Raw genomic sequence first — 17,744 nt, forward strand, 5'->3', positions numbered from 1 at the left:
TCCGGTCCGGCCAATGGGGGGACACGCACGGGGGTGGAAGGGGAATCTTTCGCCGACTCCACTCAGTTAGGGTCCGGTGTGGCGGGATATGCCAACCGGTACCACCAATGACAACTAGATTCCGGAGACCGAGCACTTGAGCACCGAACTCGTGCCAGACCTCGAATGGACCGACCTAGACAAGCAAGCGGTCGACGTCGTTCGAGCCTTGGCCATGGACGCAGTCGAAAAGGCGGGTTCGGGTCACCCGGGCACCGCCATGAGCCTGGCTCCCGCCGCGTACCTGCTGTTCCAGCACGCGATGCGCCACGACCCCACGGACCCCACGTGGCTGGGGCGTGACCGCTTCGTCCTGTCGTGCGGGCACTCCAGCCTGACCCTGTACATCCAGCTGTTCCTGTCCGGATACGGACTCGACCTGGACGACCTGAAGGGGTTGCGCCAGTGGGACAGCCTGACCCCCGGTCACCCGGAGCACGGGCACACGGTCGGTGTTGAGACCACCACGGGCCCGCTCGGCCAGGGCCTGGGCAACGCCGTCGGCATGGCGCTGGCGGCCCGCCGTGAGCGCGGTCTGTTCGACCCCGACGCGGAGGCGGGCGCCTCGCCCTTCGACCACCACATCTGGTGCATGGTCAGCGACGGCGACATCGAGGAGGGCATCAGCCACGAGGTCAGCTCGATCGCCGGCCACCAGAAGCTGGGCAACCTCACCGTCATCTATGACGACAACCACATCTCCATCGAGGACGACACGCTGATCGCGAAGTCCGAGGACGTGGTCAAGCGTTACGAGGCCTACGGCTGGCACACGCTCAGCGTCGACTGGACCGAGTCCGGTGAGTACGTCGAGGACATCCAGGCGCTGCACGCGGCGCTGGAGGAGGCCCGCGCCGAGACAGACAGGCCGACGTTCATCCGGCTGCGCACGATCATCGGCTGGCCCGCCCCGAACAAGCAGAACACCGGCAAGATCCACGGCTCCGCCCTCGGCGCCGACGAGGTCGCCGCCACCAAGCGGGTTCTCGGGATGGACCCGGAAAAGAGCTTCGACGTGCCCGCCGAGGTGCTGGAGCACGCGCGCCAGGTGGCCCGCAGGGGCCACGAGGCGCACGCCGCCTGGCAGAAGGGCTACGACGCCTGGCGCGAGGCCAACCCCGAGCGGGCCGCCGAGCTGGACCGCATCTCCCGCCACGAGCTGCCCGCCGGGTGGACCGAGGCGCTGCCCGCCTTCGACAAGGGCGGCTCGATGGCCACCCGCAAGGCCTCCGGCGAGGTGCTCAACGCGCTCGCGCCGGTGCTGCCCGAGCTGTGGGGCGGCTCGGCCGACCTGGCCGAGTCCAACAACACCACGATGAAGGGCGAGCCGTCCTTCATCCCGGAGGAATACCAGACCAAGGAGTTCCCCGGTAACCGCTACGGCCGCACGCTGCACTTCGGCATCCGCGAGCACGGCATGGGCGCGATTCTCAACGGCATCGCCCTGCACGGCGGCACCCGGCCCTACGGCGGCACGTTCCTGGTCTTCTCCGACTACATGCGCCCCTCCGTGCGCCTGGCGGCGCTGATGAAGCTGCCGGTCACCTACGTGTGGACGCACGACTCCATCGGACTGGGCGAGGACGGCCCGACCCACCAGCCGGTCGAGCACCTGTGGGCGCTGCGCGCGATCCCCGGCCTCGACGTGGTGCGCCCCGGCGACGCCAACGAGACGGCGTACGCCTGGCAGGCCGTGCTCGAGCACGACGACCGGCCCGCCGCGCTGGCCCTGACCCGGCAGAACCTGCCGATCTTCGAGGGCACCAGCGCCGAGGGCGTGGCCAAGGGCGGCTACGTCCTGCACGAGGCCTCCGGCGGGCAGCCCCAGGTGATCCTCATCGCCACGGGCAGCGAGCTGGAGCTGGCCGTCAACGGCCGCGAACTCCTCGAAGCCGAAGGCATCCCGACGCGGGTCGTGTCGATGCCGTGTGTGGAGTGGTTCCAAGGGCAGGACATTGCGTATCGGCAGACTGTTCTGCCGTCAGCGATCAAGGCCCGGGTCGCGGTCGAGGCGGGCATCGCTCTGGGCTGGCGCGAGTTCGTCGGCGAGAGGGGCGAGGTCGTCAGCCTTGAACACTTCGGCGCGTCGGCGCCGTATAAGACGCTGTACGAGCAATTCGGGCTGACGGCGGAGCGCGTGGCCGCCGCGGCCAAGGCGAGCCTCGCCAAGCTGGGCCACGACAAAGGCGAGACGACGGGAAACTGAACGAAATGAGCGAGAACCTCAAGAAGCTGTCCGCCCAGGGCGTGTCCATCTGGCTGGACGACATCAGCCGTGAGCGCCTGCGCACGGGCAACCTGGAACAGCTGATCCGCGAGAAGAACGTGGTCGGCGTCACTTCCAACCCGACCATCTTCGCCGGCGCGCTCAGCAAGGGCGACGCCTACGACACCCAGCTGCACGACCTGGCCGTGCGCGGGGTCGACCTCGGCGAGGCCGTACGCGCCATCACCGCCTACGACATCCGCTGGGCCGCCGACGTGCTGCGCCCGGTCTACGACGCCACCGCCGGCGTCGACGGCCGCGTGTCCCTGGAGGTGGACCCGCGGCTGGCCCGCGACAGCGACAAGACCGTGGCCGAAGCGCGGGCGCTGTGGTGGCTGGTGGACCGGCCCAACCTGTTCATCAAGATCCCGGCGACCGTCGAGGGACTGCCCGCGATCACGCAGGCGCTCTCCGAGGGCATCAGCGTCAACGTCACGCTGATCTTCTCGCTGGAGCGTTACCGCGCGGTCATGGACGCCTGGCTGGCCGGTCTGGAGGCCGCGCAGGCCAAGGGCCTCAACCTGGGCACGATCGAGTCGGTGGCGTCGTTCTTCGTCAGCCGGGTCGACACCGAGATCGACAAGCGGCTCGACCAGCTCGGCCGGCCGGAGCTCAAGGGCAAGGCGGGCGTGGCCAACGCGCGCCTGGCCTACGCGGCGTTCGAGGAAGTGATGAACTCCGAGCGCTGGCAGCGGCTGCGCGCCGCCGGTGCCCGTCCGCAGCGCCCGCTGTGGGCCTCGACCGGCGTCAAGAACCCCGACTACTCGCCCACGCTGTACGTCGACCAGCTCGTCGCCCCCGGCACCGTCAACACGATGCCGGAGAAGACGGTCGACGCGACCGCCGCCGGCGCCAACATCACCGGTGACACCGTGCGCCCCTTCTACGAGGACGCGTGGAACACCATGGCGGCGCTCAAGGAGGCCGGCGTCGACTACGACGACGTCGTCAACGTGCTGGAGGACGAGGGCGTCGAGAAGTTCGAGGCGTCCTGGAACGAACTCCTCGAGAGCGTCAGCAAGAACCTGGCCCGCTGATGACCGTCTCGTACCGCGAGGAGGGGGTGGCCAACGCCGCCTCCTCCGCCGCGGGGCGGCTCGTCGCCGACGGCGTGCCCGCGCGGCTCGCCGCCGGCGATCCCACGCTGTGGGGCAGCGACGCGGAGGCGGGGGCAGCCGTCCGGCTGGGCTGGCTGACCCTGCCCCGCACCTCGCGCGAGCTGCTGCCCGAGCTCGGCAAGCTGGCCGAGCGGGCGCGCGCCGAGCACCTGACCAACGTGGTGCTGGCCGGGATGGGCGGCTCGTCGCTGGCGGCCGAGGTGATCTGCGCGAGCGCCGACGTGCCGCTGACGGTCCTGGACACCACCGACCCCAGTCAGGTGCGCCGGGCGCTGGCCGAGCCGCTGGAGGCCACGATCGTGGTCGTGGCCAGCAAGAGCGGCTCGACGGTCGAGACCGACAGTCATCTGCGCGTCTACGAGGAGCTCTTCCGCCAGGCGGGCATCGAACCGGCCGACCGCATCGTGGTCGTCACCGACCCGGGCTCGCCGCTGGAGCAGGCAGCCGTGGACGCCGGCTACCGCCTGGTCCCGGCCGTGCCCGACGTGGGCGGCCGCTACTCGGCGCTGTCGGCCTTCGGCCTGGTGCCCAGCGCGCTGGCCGGGGCCGACGTCGAACGGCTGCTCGACGACGCCGACGAGGTGCTGCCGCTGCTCTCGCTCGACGCCGGCAACCCCGGGCTCGGCCTGGGCGTGGCGCTCGGCGGGGCGGCGCTGGCCGGACGCGACAAGCTGATCGTCGACGACCGGCTGTCGGCGATCAGCGGGCTGTCGGACTGGATCGAGCAGCTCGTCGCCGAGTCCACGGGCAAGAACGGCCTGGGCATCCTGCCGGTCGCCGGCGCCGAGCCGAACGGCGCCCGTGACGAGCTGGTCGTCGGGATCGACTCCGACGACGGCGACGTGCGCGTCGACGGGCCGCTCGGCGCGCAGTTCCTCATCTGGGAGTACGCCACGGCCGTGGCCGGGCTGCTGCTGGGGATCGACCCGTTCGACCAGCCGAACGTCGCCGAGTCCAAGGACAACACGGCCGCGCTGCTCGACATGGAGGCGCTGCCGCTGGGCGAGCCGGCCTTCATCGACGGGCCCGTGGAGGTGTACGGCGCCACCAAGGCCAGGGATCTGCCGGGCGTGCTGACCGAGCTGCTCGAAGCGGTGCCCGAAGACGGCTACCTGGCCGTGATGGCGTATCTGGACCGGCTGTCGGCCTTCGATGTGTTCGTGCCGGACGGCGCGGACTTCGAGCAGATGACCGACGCGTGGATGGCGGCCGACCCGGCCACGCTGCGGGCGCTGCTGGCCCTGCGCACCGACCGGCCGGTCACCTTCGGGTGGGGGCCGCGGTTCCTGCACTCCACCGGCCAGTATCACAAGGGCGGCCCGCAGAACGGGGTGTTCCTGCAGATCACCGGTGCCGTGGCCGACGACGTGCCGGTGCCCGGCAGGCCGTACACGCTGGGCGGGCTCGAGCTCGCGCAGGCCCTCGGCGATCTCGGGGCACTGCTGCGGCGCGGCCGGCCGGTCGTACGCCTGCATCTGACCGATCGCGCGGCCGGAGTCGCGCACCTGCTCGCAGCCGCACAGGAGGCTTGACATGAAAGACCCGGAAACACCCTCGGACGAGGCGCTCGACTTTGAGGAGACGATCGCGGCGACGGTAGCCACCTCGGCCGCGGCCACCTCCACCACCTTGGAAGTGGCGGCCGCCAACCCGCTGCGCGATCCGCGCGACAAGCGGCTGCCCCGGGTGGCGGGACCGTGTGTGCTGGTGCTGTTCGGCGTGACGGGTGACCTGGCCAAGCGCAAGTTGCTGCCGGCGATCTACGACCTGGGCAACCGAGGGCTGCTGCCGCCCGGTTTCTCGCTGGTCGGGTTCGCCAGGCGTGACTGGAAGGACCAGGACTTCGCCCAGGTGACGCATGACGCCGTCAAGGCGCACGCCAGGACGCCCTTCCGTGAGGAGGTCTGGAAGCAGCTGCGCGAGGGCATCCACTTCGTGCCGGGCGAGTTCTCCGACGACGGCGCGTTCGACGCGCTGGCGATGGCCTTGAAGGAGATCGACGAGACCCGGGGCACCGGCGGCAACTATGCGTTCTATCTCTCCGTGCCGCCGAAGTTCTTCCCCGTCGTGGTGGAGCAGCTCAAGCGGACCGGCGTGTCCCAGGCGCCTCCCGGATCCTGGCGGCGCGTGGTGATCGAGAAGCCGTTCGGGCACGACCTGAAGTCGGCGCACGAGCTGAACGAGATCACCACCTCGGCCTTCCCGGAGAGCTCGATCTTCAGGATCGACCACTACCTGGGCAAGGAGACCGTCCAGAACATCCTGGCCCTGAGGTTCGCCAACAACCTCTACGAGCCCATCTGGAACCGTAGCTTCGTCGACCACGTGCAGATCACCATGGCCGAGGACATCGGCATCGGCGGCCGGGCCGGCTACTACGACGGCATCGGCGCGGCCCGCGACGTGATCCAGAACCACCTGCTCCAGCTGCTCGCCCTGGTGGCGATGGAGGACCCGACGTCCTTCGACGCCTCCGCGCTGCGGCGGGAGAAGGAGAAGGTGCTCAAGGCCGTGCGGCTTCCGTCCGACCTGAGGCTCAACACCGCGCGCGGGCAGTACGACGCTGGCTGGCAGGGCGGCGAGAAGGTCGTCGGCTACCTCCAGGAAGATGGCATCTCCGCCGACTCCACGACCGAGACCTACGCGGCCATCAAGCTGGAGATCGCCAACCGGCGCTGGGCGGGCGTGCCGTTCTACCTGCGCACCGGCAAGCGCCTCGGCCGCCGGGTCACCGAGGTGGCCGTGGTGTTCCAGCGGGCGCCGCACCTGCCCTTCAGCAAGGACGACACCGAGATCCTCGGCCAGAACGCGCTGGTCATCAGGGTGCAGCCGGACGAGGGCATCACCGTGCGGTTCGGCTCCAAGGTGCCGGGCACGGCCATGGAGGTGCGTGACGTCTCGATGGACTTCGCCTACGGGGAGTCGTTCCTGGAGTCGTCCCCCGAGGCATACGAGCGGCTGCTGCTCGACGTGATGATCGGCGACCCGCCGCTCTTCCCGCACCAGCGGGAGGTCGAGCTGTCGTGGAAGATCCTCGACCCGATCGAGGAGTTCTGGGCCACCCAGGGCCAGCCCGAGGGCTACCCGTCCGGTTCGTGGGGGCCGCCGTCGGCCGACGCGATGATGGGCGACGGCCGCGTATGGAGGAGACTCTGATGACCACCTTCATGCTCACCGACACGACGGCGGGGAAGATCTCCGCGCAGCTGACGCAGCTGCGCCACCAGATGGGCGCGCCCGCGGTCGGGATGGTGCTGACGCTGATCGTGGTCTGCGAGGAGCGCGACCAGTACGACTCGCTGCGCGCGGCCAGCGAGGCGGCGCGCGAGCACCCCTCGCGCATCATCGTGGTGATCAACCGCGAGCCCGACGAGGCCAACCGGCTCGACGCGGAGCTGCGCATCGGCGAGTCCACGCCGGGCGAGGTGGTCGTGCTGCGGCTCTACGGCGAGCTGACCGAGCACGCCGACTCGGTGGTCAGCCCGCTGCTGCTGCCCGACACGCCGGTCGTGGCCTGGTGGCCGGGGCTGGCGCCCGAGGTGATGTCCAAGGACCCGGTCGGGATGCTCGCCCAGCGGCGCATCTCCGACGCCAGGGGCTCGCGCGACGGCGGGGTCGAGTCGCTGGTTACCAGGGCCAAGGGCTACGCACCCGGTGACACGGACCTGTCCTGGGCCCGGCTGACGCCGTGGCGCAGCCTGCTGGCGGCGGCCTTCGACCAGCCCACGGGCAAGGTGCGCAAGGGCACCGTGGAGGCGTCCCCGGGCAACCCCAGCGCGCCGCTGCTGGCCGCGTGGCTGACCGAACGTCTCGGCGCGCCGGTCAAGGTGGCCGACTCCAACGGGCCCGGCCTGACCGCCGTCCGGCTCACGACGGCCGACGGGGTGCTGGCGGTGTGCAGGAGCGACGCCCGGCTGGCGACGCTGTCGCGGCCCGGCCAGCCGGACCGGAACGTGGCCCTGTCCCGGCGGCAGACCGCCGAGCTGCTGTCGGAGGAGCTGCGGCGGCTCGACTCCGACGAGATCTACGGGGCGGCGGTCAAGCGGCTGGCCCGCTCGTACAAGTCCTGACGCCTCCTCCCACCGGTCGTGGCGGGCCCTGTCTTTTGCGAGAGGGCGCGCACGGCCGGTGGGCACCGATCGTGAAAGAGTGAGTACGTGAGCGTTCCCAATGTGGTCGTCCATCGTGACGGCGACGTCCTCGCCAAGGCCGTGGCGGCGCGGATCATCACCCGGCTGGTCGACGTGCAGTCGGCCAAGGGGTCGGCGTCGCTGGTCCTGACCGGCGGCACGGTCGGCCACGCGACCCTGGCCGCGATCGCCGCCACGCCGGCGCGCGACGCGGTCGACTGGCACCACCTCGACATCTGGTGGGGCGATGAGCGCTTCCTGCCGACCGGCGACCCCGAGCGCAACGAGACGGGCGCTCGCAAGGCCCTGCTCGACCACGTCGACCTCGATCCCGAACGGGTGCACGTCATGGCCGGGCCCGACTCGGGGATGTCGGCGGAGGAGTCGGCCGAGGCCTACGCGGCCGAGCTGCGCAAGGCGGCCCGGCCGGAGGACCACGGACCGGTGCCCGGCTTCGACGTGATGCTGCTCGGCATCGGGCCCGACGCGCACGTGGCGTCGCTGTTCCCCGGGATGCCCGCCCTGTACGACACGCGGCCGGTCGTGGCCGTGCACGGCGCCCCTAAGCCGCCGCCCACCCGCATCTCCTTGACGCTGCCGACCATCCAGGCCTCGCGTGAGGTGTGGGTGGTGGCGGCGGGCGAGGAGAAGTCGGGTGCCGTACGCCTGGCGCTGTCCGACTCCGGGCCCGTGCAGGTTCCCGCGGCCGGGGCCAGGGGGCGGGTGCGGACGCTGTTCCTGCTCGACCGGACCGCCGCCGCCAAGCTCCCGCCGGGGTTGGGCCGCATCGCCTCTCCCTGAGTCCCCCTACGCGTCCCCCTGGGCGTTCCCAGCGCATCTGCTTGCGCCTCGTGGCGCCCTCAGTCGGTGAGCGCGTCGATCTCGGCCAGCAGGGCCTGCTTGCGCTCCGGCGCCAGGAAGGACGCGTGCACGCCGTTGCGGGCGAGCTGGGCCAGCTCCGGCTCGCCGAGGCCGAAGACGTGCGCGGCGACGCGATACTCACCGGTCAGGGTGGTGGCGAACATGGGCGGGTCGTCGCTGTTCAGCGTGACGAACAGCCCTTCCTCCAGCAGCCTGGGCAGCGGGTGCTCCTCGATGCGGGCCACCTGTCCCGTACGGAGGTTGGAGGTCGGGCAGACGTCCAGCGGCAGCTGCGTCTCGCGCAGGTGAGCCACCAGGCGCGGGTCCTCCAGGCAGGAGATGCCGTGCCCGATGCGCTCGGCGCCCAGCCCCTCGATGACCTCCCACATGGTCTCGGGACCGGTCATCTCGCCGCCGTGCGGCACGCTGTGCAGGCCCGCCGCCCGCGCCGCCGCGAACGCGTCGCGGTAGGCGTCGCGGTATTGTGCGCGGCTCTGCTCGATCCCGCCCAGGCCGAAACCTACCAAAGCGGCGGGAGGTTCTTCCAAGGCGTGCATGACCGTGATCTTGGCCGCCTCCTCGCCGAACTCCCCCGGGATGTCGAAGATGTAGGCCATCTCCACCCCGTGGTCGCTCTCCGACCGGCGGGCGGCCAGGTCCAGCGCCTCGGTGATCTCGCGCATGGGCATCCCGACGATGCTGTGGGCGTACGGCGTGACCTGCAGCTCAGCGTAACGAGCGCCCTGGGAGGCCAGGTCGCGGGCCAGGCCGAGCACGAGGGCCGCGATGTCCTCCGGCTCCCGGACCAGCGCGTTGACGGCCTGGTACACCTGCGCGAAGTGGGGGAAGTCGCGGAAGGCGTAGAAAGCGCGCAGCTCCTCCTCCGTGGTGGGAACCGGGCCGCCGGGGTGGCGGCGGGCCAGCTCCAGCACGGTGGGCACGGAGGCGGAGCCGACCAGGTGCACATGCAGCTCCACCTTGGGGAGCGCGTCGATGAAGGCGTCCATGGGGGTCGTCATGGCGACGACCATAAGGCCGAGATTTCGCCCCAAGCCATGCTTTAAGGCGAAATTTCACACAAGAATGTCAGGTTTACTGCGCCCAGGCCCGTACCAGCGGCAACAGGACCTCGTCCACCGATTCCGCGACGAAGGACTCGTCGAACAGCGGCCCGAGGAAGATCATGCGGTGCCAGACCAGCGCCTCCGCCACTCCGAACAGGCGGCCGGGGTCCACCGGCCCCGGCAGGTCGCCGCGCTTCCTGGCCCGCTCCAGCAGCGCCTCGACCCCGCCGAGGTCCTTGGCCGGCATGTGCTCGCGCAGCGTCCTGGCCAGCTCCTGGTGCGAGACCAGCGTCGAGGACAGCCCCATGATGAGCCCGTGCTTGCGCTCGACCGCGCCGCACAGGCCGCCGAGCACCGAGGCGAGGTCGCCGCGCAGCGAACCGGTGTCCTCGGCGGCCGGCGTGTCCATGTCGAACCGGCGGCAGATGACGTCGACCACCAGCTCCGGCTTGCCCGCCCACCGGCGGTAGATGGTCGCCTTGCTGGCCTTGGCCCGCTTGGCGATCTGGTCGACCGACATACGGTCGTAGCCCATCTCGGACAGCAACTCCAGCGTCGCGTCGAGGATGGCCCGCTCCCGCTCGGGGTCGAGTGGTGGCACGTGCACGTCCCTCAGCTGTAGGCGATCTCCTCGAATCGTACGCCGGTCAGCCGCGTGGAGACCTCCCACAGGTCGGCGGCGAGCTGCTCGGAACGGGCCGCCTCCGACGGCGTGAGCAGCTGGGTCTTGGGACCGACGAACTCCCCGCCGTGGATCTCCGGCGAGGTGGCCGCGTAGAGGGAGGACACCGCACCAGCCGCCGCGCTCTTCAGGAACACCCCCATGAGGGGCTGTAGCGGCCCCACACTGAAGAAGTTGGTGGCGGTGGCACCAGGATGGGTGGCGGCGCTGACGAGGTCCACCTGGGCCCGCTGAGCGCGTCGTTGGAGCTCCAGGGTGAAGAGCAGGTTGGCCAGCTTGGAGCGGCCGTACGAGCTCATCTTCTTGTAACCGCGCTCCAGGCCCAGGTCGTCAAGGTCCAGCGTGCCCATCTTGTGCGCGTCGCTGGAGACGTTGACCACCCGTGCGCCGGGCCGGGCCAGCAGCAGGGGCAGCAGCAGTCCGGTGAGCGCGAAGTGGCCCAGGTGGTTGGTGCCGAACTGCATCTCGAAGCCGTCACGGGTCAGCTGGCGCGGGATCATGCCGACGCCCGCGTTGTTGACCAGCAGGTCCACCCGATCGACGCCGGCCGCGAAGCTCCTGACCGAGGCGAGGTCGGCCAGGTCCAGCGTGCCGTGCTCGACCTGGGCGCCGGGGACGGCCCGGCGGATCTCCTCGACGGCCGCGCCGCCCTTCGTCGCCGAGCGGGTGGCGACGACGACGCGGGCGCCGTGCCTGGCGAGTTCGAGCGCGGTGGGCAGGCCGATGCCGCTGTTGGCGCCGGTCACGATGGCCGTCTTGCCGCTCAGATCGGGCATGTCGGCCGGGGTCCAGGTTCTCATCGCCACTCCAGGTGTACGAAACCGTTTCGTACACCTTAACCTACCGATCCACGCGGTGCCGAGCGTGCCGCTCCTCCCGCCTGGCGACCTCCAGCCGCTGCGCGCTCTCGGCGAGCCGCTTGCGGGCCTTGGCCAGCTTCCGCTCCAGCCCGGCGACCCGCTCGGCGCGCTCGTCGTGCTCCTGTACGGCCTGCTCCAGGGCGGCGACCCACTCCCGGTGGGCGTCCAGCGCCTCCTGTCGTTCGGCGGCCTTCCTGGCTTCGGCCTCCGCCCGCCTCTTCGCCTCCGCCTCTTCTCGCTCCTTGGCCTCCGCGCGCTTGGCCTCCGCACTCTTGGCCGCCGCGCCCTTCGCTTCCGCGCCCTTCGCTTCCGCGCCCTTCGCCGCCGAGGCCGAGTCGGCGGAGGTTGTCGAGTCCGTCGGCTTCTTGACGGGCTTGCCGCGCGGCGCCGGGGCTGGTGCTGGGGCTGGGGCGAAGCCGCTGTAGCTGAGCGGCTTGGCCAGACGGCCGCGCCGTACCTCCTCGGCGGCGCCCGCGTCCACGACGGCGGCGTCGAGCGTCTGCTCGGCCTCGCTCGCCGCGGCGGCCGACAGCCCGGCCTCCCGCCTCACCAGCCGGGACAGCCGTCCCGCCAGCTCGCCGCGCCGCCGGGTCAGCTCCGCCAGCGCCTCGGCGTCGTGCCTCTCCCACGCCTCGCGCAGCTCCTGCCCGAGCGCCAGCAGTTCGCCGAGGTCGTCCGGGTGCTCGCGGGCCAGCCGGTTCACCGCCGACGCGGAGACCGTGGGTTTGCGCAGCCCGGCGATGTCGCGGGCCAGCCGTACCTCGCCCGCGTCCTTGGCGGCGCGGGCCTCGGCGTCGCGCGCGGCGGTGAACTCGGACGGCGGGAGCCCATACAGGCGACCGGCCACCTCGTCAAGATCCACACCTGTCAATTACCCCACATCCGCTGGTTTGTAGCGCATAGTGGAGACACGCCACTCGAACGGAGGCCTTCGGTGTTCGAGCGCTTCACTGACCGTGCCCGCCGGGTCGTCGTCCTCGCCCAGGAGGAGGCGCGGACGCTGAACCACGCCCACATCGGTACGGAACACATCCTGCTCGGCCTCATCCACGAGGGCGAGGGCGTGGCGGGCCTGACACTCGACAGTTTCGGCATCGAGCTGGGGAGCGTGCGCGCCTTCGTCACGCGCGAGGCTGGCCAGGGCGACGAGGCGCCGAGCGGGCACATCCCGTTCACCCCGCGCGCCAAGAAGGTCCTGGAGCTCTCGCTGCGCGAGGCGCTGCAGTTGCGCCACAACTACATCGGCACCGAGCACATCCTGCTCGGGGTGATCAGGGAGGGTGAGGGGCTGGCCGCCCAGGCGATCGTGGACGCCGGTGTGGAGCTGGGCGAGCTGCGGCACCGCGTGCTCATGCGGCTCGGGCAGGCGACGAAGGACCGGCCGGCCGAGATGTTCTTCGCCGGCGGTATGGCGCTCGGCGAGCGGCTCACGCAGATCCAGGAGAGCCTCGAACGCATCGAGCGCCACCTGGGCATCCAGCAGCCGGTGTCCGACCCGAAACCGGCAGAACCGGGCTCCGGGCCGGACCCGATGGAAAGGGACTCCGCCCCGAAACCGGCAGAAGGGGGCTCCGGGCCGGACGAGGACGAGCGGGACGATGGACGGGGTGAGAGCGCGTCAGGCTGACGCGACGAGAGCGCCTCAGGCCGACGCCATCGCGCCGACCGGCAGCCTGGCCTCGATCACGCCCGGGTCCTCGGTGTAGCCGAGCGTGGCGCCCAGCGACAGCAGCAGCCGCCGCATCCGTACGTTGTCGGACAGCATCGTGGCCCTGACCTCGGCGTAGCCGAGATCGCGCGCCTCACGCACCAGGCTCCTGGCCAGCTCCGTGCCAAGGCCGCGCCCCTGCCAGCGGTCCTCGACCAGGAAGGCCATCTCGGCGATACCGGGGTCGGGCGTGAACATAAGACTGGCCATGGCCACGACTTGGCCATCGTGCCCGGCGACGATCGAGCGGCCGCGGCTGCGGTCGCACAGCCGGTCGAACATCCGCGGCGGCAGCTCGGGCATCGAGGTGAAGTAGCGGAACCTGCGTGCCTCGGGCGAGCACCGGTCGTGCAGGTCGCGGACGGCCTCGCGGTAGATCGAGGTGAGTGGCCGGACCGTGACCTCCTCGCCGTCGGCCAGCTTGACCGTGGGCTCGGCGGCGCCCTGCTCGACCGGCGGCTGCGCGAGCCGGACGAAGGAGGCGGCCCGAGCCGCCTCGGTCAGGGTGAAGGGCAGCTCGGCGCGGCGCAGCCGGACGGCACGCCTGGGTGCGACGGGCACCACGAGCAGGGTCGGGTCGGGAAGATCACTCACCGCTTCACCATAGATCCACCTGGCATCGTCGGCGCGCAGCAACTCGGCCAGGAACTCCGGCAGCCGCCACGGCATCGACCGCAGCCGGGAGGCCAGCAGCAGCGCGCGGGTGGGCTCGTCGGTCAGCTCGTGCGCCGTCGCCGGGACCACCTGGACGCGGCGGCCACCGGCCGCCTCCAGAGCCGCGCGCACGGCCTCGGGCGCGGCGGGGATGTCGGCGACGAACTCGTCGACGGTGCCGTCCGCGTCCGACTGGACGCTCAGGCCGAGGATGTTGCCGCCCCTGTCCGCCAGGGCCGCGGCCAGGGAGGCCAGTCGTCCCGGACGCTCGTCCACCGTCGTGCGAATGCGCAAGAATCCCATAGGAAGAGGATGCCGGGGAGGTGTTACCTGGCCGCTAACGCCGTGTTTCGAATGCGAGTTTCATAGCGAGATGCGGCGTATAGGAGGATACGGGCCATGAACGCGCATGTCTCCCTGTCGTCCGGATTCGTGAACGGCGACGTATCCTTCTGGTACCGCTCCTCCGGCGTACCGGCCCCTGGTCCGCGACTCGACGGCGACCTTCAGGCGGACGTGGCGATCGTCGGCGCGGGCTACACGGGGCTGTGGACCGCGTACTACCTCAAGCAGGCCCAGCCGTCGCTGAACGTCGTAGTGCTGGAGAAGGACTTCGCCGGGTTCGGGGCCTCGGGGCGCAACGGCGGCTGGCTGACCGGCGACCTGGCCGGCTCGCATCAGCGCTACGCCAGGACGCACGGGGTGGAGGGGGCGCGGCGGCTGCAGCGCGAGATGTACGCCTCGATCGACGAGGTGATCCAGGTCTGCGAGAAGGAGGGCATCGACGCCGACGTCGTCAAGGGCGGCGTGGTCAACGTGGCCCGCACTCCCTCCCAGGCGGCCCGGCTGCGGGCCTCGGTGTCGGCCGCCCGCGCCTGGGGCATCGAGGAGGCGGACCTGCGGCTGGTCGATCCCGCCGAACGCCTGCGGGTGGCGGGGGCGGTGGCCGCCTCCTGGAGTCCGCACTGCGCGCGGGTGCAGCCCGCCAAGCTGGTACGAGGGCTGGCGCGGGCCGTACGGGAGCTCGGAGTGACCGTCTACGAGCGGACGCCCGTCACGGAGATCGCCCCGGGGCTGGCCGTGACGCCGTTCGGGACGGTCCGGGCGCGCCACGTGCTCCGCGCGACCGAGGGATTCACCTCGCGGCTGAAGGGGCTGCGGCGGCAGTGGCTGCCGATGAACAGCTCGCTGATCGTCACCGAGCCGCTGCCCGCCTCGTTCTGGGAGACGGTCGGCTGGGCGGGGTCCGAGCTGCTCGGGGACATGGCCCACTACTACATGTACGCGCAACGGACCGCCGACGACCGCATCGCCTTCGGCGGGCGCGGCCGGCCGTACCTGTACGGCTCGCGGGTGGACGCCAGGGGGCACACGCACGAGCAGACGGTCGAGGCGCTCTGGCGGCTGCTGATCGACTTCTTCCCCGCCGCGGCGTCCTCGTCAGTGGCGCACGCGTGGTCGGGAGTCCTGGGGGTGCCGCGCGACTGGTGCTCGACCGTGCACGTCGACCCGGCCACCGGCCTGGGCTGGGCGGGCGGCTACACCGGGCACGGGGTGACGACGGCCAACCTGGCCGGCCGGACGATGCGGGACCTCGTCCTGGGCGAGCGTACGGCGCTGACGGAGCTGCCGTGGGTGGGCCGCCGGGTGCGGGCCTGGGAGCCGGAGCCGCTGCGCTGGCTGGGGGTGCACGCGATGTACCGGTTGTACCGGGTGGCGGACCATCGGGAGCGGTCGATGCCGGGTACGTCCGTGCTGGCCCGCATGGCCGATCTGATCACCGGTCACTGACAAGATTGGGAGCAGGATGAACACGCTCTTTCGAGGGGGACGGGTCTTCACCGCGAAGACCGGCTTCGCCGAGGCCGTGCTGGTCCGTGACGGCGTGATCGCCGCCGTGGGCGACGAGCGGGACCTGGTACGGCTGGCGCCGGGGCACGAGACCGTGGACCTGGACGGGGGTCTGCTGGTGCCCGGGTTCACCGATGCGCATGTGCATCCGGTGCAGGCGGGCCTGGAGCGCGCCAAGTGCGATCTATCCGAAATTTACGGACTCGATGCCTATCTGGGGAAGATCGCCGACTATGCGGCGAAAAATCCTGAAAAAGAGTGGATTGATGGCGGCGGGTGGGACATGTCGGCCTTCCCGGGTGGGCTGCCGCACCGCGACCAGCTCGCCTTCGCCGACCGGCCCGTCTATCTCATCCAGCGCGACCATCATGCCGCCTGGGTCAACGCCCGCGCCCTGGAGCTGGCCGGCGTCACCGCCGACACCCCCGACCCCGCCGACGGCCGCATCGAACGCGACGCCGACGGCACCCCCAGCGGCGTCCTGCACGAGGGCGCGATGGACCTCGTCGGCCTCCTCACCCCCCGTCCCTCCTCTCGCGACCTGGACCTGGCGCTGGAGGAGGCGGAGCGATACCTGTTCTCGCTCGGCATCACCGGCTGGCAGGACGCCATCGTCGGCTCCTACGCGGGCTCGGTGGACCAGCTTCCCACCTACCTGTCGGCGGCCGGCTCCGGCAGGCTGCGGGCCCGCGTGGTGGGCGCGCTGTGGTGGGACCGTACCCGTGGCCTCGACCAGATCGACGACCTGATCGCGCGGCGCGCCTCGGCGCAGGGGCTGGACCGGTTCCGCGCGACCTCGGTGAAGATCATGCAGGACGGCATCACCGAGAACTTCACCGCCGCGACGCTGGAGCCCTACTGCCTGTGCGGCGGCACGGGCCTGTCCTACGTCGACCCGGCCAAGCTCAGGACGTACGTGGCCGAGCTGGACCGCCTCGGCTTCCAGGCGCACGTCCACGCGATCGGCGAACGGGCCGTACGCGAGGCGCTGGACAGTTTCGAGGGCACCTCGCCCGCCAACCGGCACCACATCGCGCATCTGCAGATCATCGAGCCGTCGGACGTGCCCCGCTTCGCCGCGCTCGGCGTGACGGCCAACCTGCAGCCGCTCTGGGCGACCCATCACGCGCAGATGGACGAGCTGACCCTGCCGTTCCTGGGCGAGCCCCGCTCCTCGTGGCAGTACCCCTTCGCCGACCTGCTCTCCCACGGGACGAGGTTCTGCGCGGGCAGCGACTGGCCGGTGTCGAGCGCCGACCCGCTGCAGGGCATGCACGTGGCCGTCAACCGTACGGAACCCGGCAGCTCGGTGCACGCCGGCTATCCCACGGCGCAGACGCCGTTCCTGCCCGGCCAGCGCCTCGACCTGGCGACCGCGCTGACGGCGTACACGGCCGGCTCGGCCTGGGTCAACCGCTCCCCCGCCGGGGTGATCGAGCCGGGCCGCCCGGCTGACCTCGTCGTCCTGGACCGCGACCCGTTCACACTGCCGGAGCGCGACATCTGGACCACCGGGGTGCGCATGACGTTCGTGGACGGCGTCACCGTCCACGACGGGTGACCCCGACGGGACAGGTAGGTGCGCGATCCGGCGCTACGGAACGCGCACCCTTCCCGCGTACCGTCGCCTCCGACACTAGTGGAGGGTATGAACTGTCGCCGGCATTCGCCATGCGAGCTGGTGGTTACCGTTAGAACTGTTGTTGGATTTCTCCGACGCGATCTGTTGCGACGGATGGTAATCGCAGGGTAATTTTCTGTCACAGCCGGGTGCCTGACTGGCGCTCGGTCCCCACCCCTGTCGGTGTCCGCATCAACGGGACAGTGTCCGGCGGGGCGGTGGCCCAAGAGGCGCACTTCCTCCAGGAGTGCGCAATCAGGCCCTGACAACGCGGTTCTCCATCACGGTCCACCCCGCTCCCGGGCGGACGCGGCTCCGGCTTCCACCGGATCGCTTCCCGGCCTCGGCCGGCATGCGACGAGGCTACGCCGATGTCCGTTTTACTTAGGTGAACACAGAGAATCGAAGACACTGACATGGTGATGCGGAGAACGTGGGCCGTCGCGGCGCTCGCCTGCGCGATGACGGTGACCATTCCCGGCGTCGCACAGGCGACGACCCAGAGCGGCAGGGACGTGGTGATCACGTCCAGGCGCGGCTGGCAGGACACCGGGATCTACGTCTACGCGGGCGACCGCGTCCGGGTCGAGCAGGTGGGCGGCAGCTGGACGGTCGACAACAACTCCTTCCCGTGGGTGGGCGCCGACGGCTACGACTGGGACACCGACTCGCACATCTACCAGGGCTGCAAGATCCACGACAGCTCCCCGTACGGCAGGCTCCTGTCCCGGATCAACGGCGGCTCGCGTGCCCTGGGCGCGCACCGGAGCTGGCGGGCCGGTTCCGGTGGCCGGCTGTTCATGAGGATCAACGATCAGAACCGCTGCCTCGGCGACAACGCGGGCGCGCTGATCATCAGGATCTGGCACTAGCCATCAGGTCCGGAGTGT

General features: G+C 71.0%; 14 protein-coding genes and 1 pseudogene. 10 read left to right on the forward strand and 5 right to left on the reverse strand.

All coding sequences use genetic code 11. From position 1 onward, the window contains the following. Positions 1–214 precede the first annotated feature (214 nt). The 6 genes from tkt (at position 215) to pgl (ending at position 8,354) form a co-directional block, all read left to right on the forward strand. On the forward strand, positions 215–2,245 hold the full coding sequence (gene tkt, locus ACIBO2_RS51345) for a transketolase (protein ID WP_358540487.1): 2,031 nt from the start codon (positions 215–217) through the stop codon (positions 2,243–2,245). Positions 2,246–2,250: 5 nt separating this feature from the next. Further along, positions 2,251–3,342 (forward strand): transaldolase, encoded by a 1,092-nt coding sequence (tal, locus tag ACIBO2_RS51350; RefSeq protein ID WP_358540484.1) that lies wholly within the window; start codon positions 2,251–2,253, stop codon positions 3,340–3,342. Then, positions 3,342–4,955 carry a glucose-6-phosphate isomerase gene (locus ACIBO2_RS51355; RefSeq protein ID WP_358540481.1) on the forward strand — a complete coding sequence of 538 codons (1,614 nt, stop codon included), beginning with the start codon at positions 3,342–3,344 and terminating at the stop codon, positions 4,953–4,955. Before tal ends, ACIBO2_RS51355 begins: the two co-directional genes overlap by 1 nt. Before the next feature lies 1 nt (position 4,956). Next, positions 4,957–6,579: a glucose-6-phosphate dehydrogenase gene (gene zwf, locus ACIBO2_RS51360; protein WP_358540478.1), complete on the forward strand. Its 1,623-nt coding sequence runs from the start codon at positions 4,957–4,959 to the stop codon at positions 6,577–6,579. Next, the gene (locus ACIBO2_RS51365) at positions 6,579–7,493 is read left to right on the forward strand and encodes a glucose-6-phosphate dehydrogenase assembly protein OpcA (RefSeq protein WP_358540475.1); all 915 of its coding nucleotides are present in this window, start codon (positions 6,579–6,581) and stop codon (positions 7,491–7,493) included. The genes zwf and ACIBO2_RS51365 overlap by 1 nt, the downstream gene beginning before the upstream one ends. Before the next feature lie 87 nt (positions 7,494–7,580). After that, positions 7,581–8,354, forward strand: a complete 774-nt coding sequence (pgl, locus tag ACIBO2_RS51370; protein ID WP_358540472.1) for a 6-phosphogluconolactonase — start codon at positions 7,581–7,583, stop codon at positions 8,352–8,354. Positions 8,355–8,413: 59 nt separating this feature from the next. Here the strand turns inward: pgl and add are convergent, their stop codons facing one another. The 4 genes from add to ACIBO2_RS51390 form a co-directional block, all read right to left on the reverse strand. Next, positions 8,414–9,433 carry an adenosine deaminase gene (add, locus tag ACIBO2_RS51375; protein WP_358540469.1) on the reverse strand — a complete coding sequence of 340 codons (1,020 nt, stop codon included), beginning with the start codon at positions 9,431–9,433 and terminating at the stop codon, positions 8,414–8,416. 73 nt (positions 9,434–9,506) lie between these two features. Continuing rightward, a complete protein-coding gene (locus ACIBO2_RS51380; RefSeq protein WP_358540466.1) occupies positions 9,507–10,079 on the reverse strand; it encodes a TetR/AcrR family transcriptional regulator in 573 nt (190 codons plus the stop codon). Between the two features lie 11 nt (positions 10,080–10,090). Then, positions 10,091–10,960: an oxidoreductase gene (locus ACIBO2_RS51385; RefSeq protein ID WP_358540462.1), complete on the reverse strand. Its 870-nt coding sequence runs from the start codon at positions 10,958–10,960 to the stop codon at positions 10,091–10,093. A 40-nt stretch (positions 10,961–11,000) separates the two neighbouring features. Further along, positions 11,001–11,882 carry a hypothetical protein gene (locus tag ACIBO2_RS51390; RefSeq protein WP_397304709.1) on the reverse strand — a complete coding sequence of 294 codons (882 nt, stop codon included), beginning with the start codon at positions 11,880–11,882 and terminating at the stop codon, positions 11,001–11,003. Between the two features lie 72 nt (positions 11,883–11,954). On the opposite strand from ACIBO2_RS51390, the pseudogene ACIBO2_RS51395 reads away from it, so the two are divergent. Then, a pseudogene (locus ACIBO2_RS51395) lies at positions 11,955–12,380 on the forward strand (Clp protease N-terminal domain-containing protein); the annotation flags it as partial. A 282-nt stretch (positions 12,381–12,662) separates the two neighbouring features. Here the strand turns inward: ACIBO2_RS51395 and ACIBO2_RS51400 are convergent. Beyond that, positions 12,663–13,685, reverse strand: coding sequence for a GNAT family N-acetyltransferase (locus tag ACIBO2_RS51400; RefSeq protein WP_358540456.1), 1,023 nt, complete (start codon positions 13,683–13,685; stop codon positions 12,663–12,665). A gap of 96 nt (positions 13,686–13,781) precedes the next feature. On the opposite strand from ACIBO2_RS51400, the gene ACIBO2_RS51405 reads away from it, so the two are divergent. The 3 genes from ACIBO2_RS51405 (at position 13,782) to ACIBO2_RS51415 (ending at position 17,726) form a co-directional block, all read left to right on the forward strand. Next, the gene (locus tag ACIBO2_RS51405; protein WP_357958390.1) at positions 13,782–15,173 is read left to right on the forward strand and encodes an FAD-dependent oxidoreductase; all 1,392 of its coding nucleotides are present in this window, start codon (positions 13,782–13,784) and stop codon (positions 15,171–15,173) included. 16 nt (positions 15,174–15,189) lie between these two features. After that, complete coding sequence (locus ACIBO2_RS51410; RefSeq protein WP_397304710.1) at positions 15,190–16,794, forward strand: amidohydrolase; 1,605 nt, start codon at positions 15,190–15,192, stop codon at positions 16,792–16,794. 482 nt (positions 16,795–17,276) lie between these two features. Next, entirely contained in the window at positions 17,277–17,726 is a 450-nt protein-coding gene (locus ACIBO2_RS51415; RefSeq protein ID WP_397304711.1) for a hypothetical protein, read from the forward strand. The last annotated feature ends 18 nt before the right edge of the window (positions 17,727–17,744 follow it).

This window comes from Nonomuraea sp. NPDC050022 (assembly GCF_044460705.1).
Taxonomy (GTDB): Bacteria; Actinomycetota; Actinomycetes; order Streptosporangiales; family Streptosporangiaceae; genus Nonomuraea.

What these genes read in the sequence shown, in the direction of transcription:
- tkt (WP_358540487.1), top strand. Translation starts at nt 215, where the DNA reads ATGGACGCAGTCGAAAAGGCGGGTTCGGGTCACCCGGGCACCGCCATG.
- ACIBO2_RS51400 (WP_358540456.1), bottom strand. Translation starts at nt 13,685, where the DNA reads ATGGGATTCTTGCGCATTCGCACGACGGTGGACGAGCGTCCGGGACGA.
- add (WP_358540469.1), bottom strand. Translation starts at nt 9,433, where the DNA reads ATGACGACCCCCATGGACGCCTTCATCGACGCGCTCCCCAAGGTGGAG.
- ACIBO2_RS51385 (WP_358540462.1), bottom strand. Translation starts at nt 10,960, where the DNA reads ATGAGAACCTGGACCCCGGCCGACATGCCCGATCTGAGCGGCAAGACG.
- ACIBO2_RS51415 (WP_397304711.1), top strand. Translation starts at nt 17,277, where the DNA reads ATGCGGAGAACGTGGGCCGTCGCGGCGCTCGCCTGCGCGATGACGGTG.
- ACIBO2_RS51365 (WP_358540475.1), top strand. Translation starts at nt 6,579, where the DNA reads ATGACCACCTTCATGCTCACCGACACGACGGCGGGGAAGATCTCCGCG.
- tal (WP_358540484.1), top strand. Translation starts at nt 2,251, where the DNA reads ATGAGCGAGAACCTCAAGAAGCTGTCCGCCCAGGGCGTGTCCATCTGG.
- ACIBO2_RS51410 (WP_397304710.1), top strand. Translation starts at nt 15,190, where the DNA reads ATGAACACGCTCTTTCGAGGGGGACGGGTCTTCACCGCGAAGACCGGC.
- zwf (WP_358540478.1), top strand. Translation starts at nt 4,957, where the DNA reads ATGAAAGACCCGGAAACACCCTCGGACGAGGCGCTCGACTTTGAGGAG.
- ACIBO2_RS51355 (WP_358540481.1), top strand. Translation starts at nt 3,342, where the DNA reads ATGACCGTCTCGTACCGCGAGGAGGGGGTGGCCAACGCCGCCTCCTCC.
- ACIBO2_RS51405 (WP_357958390.1), top strand. Translation starts at nt 13,782, where the DNA reads ATGAACGCGCATGTCTCCCTGTCGTCCGGATTCGTGAACGGCGACGTA.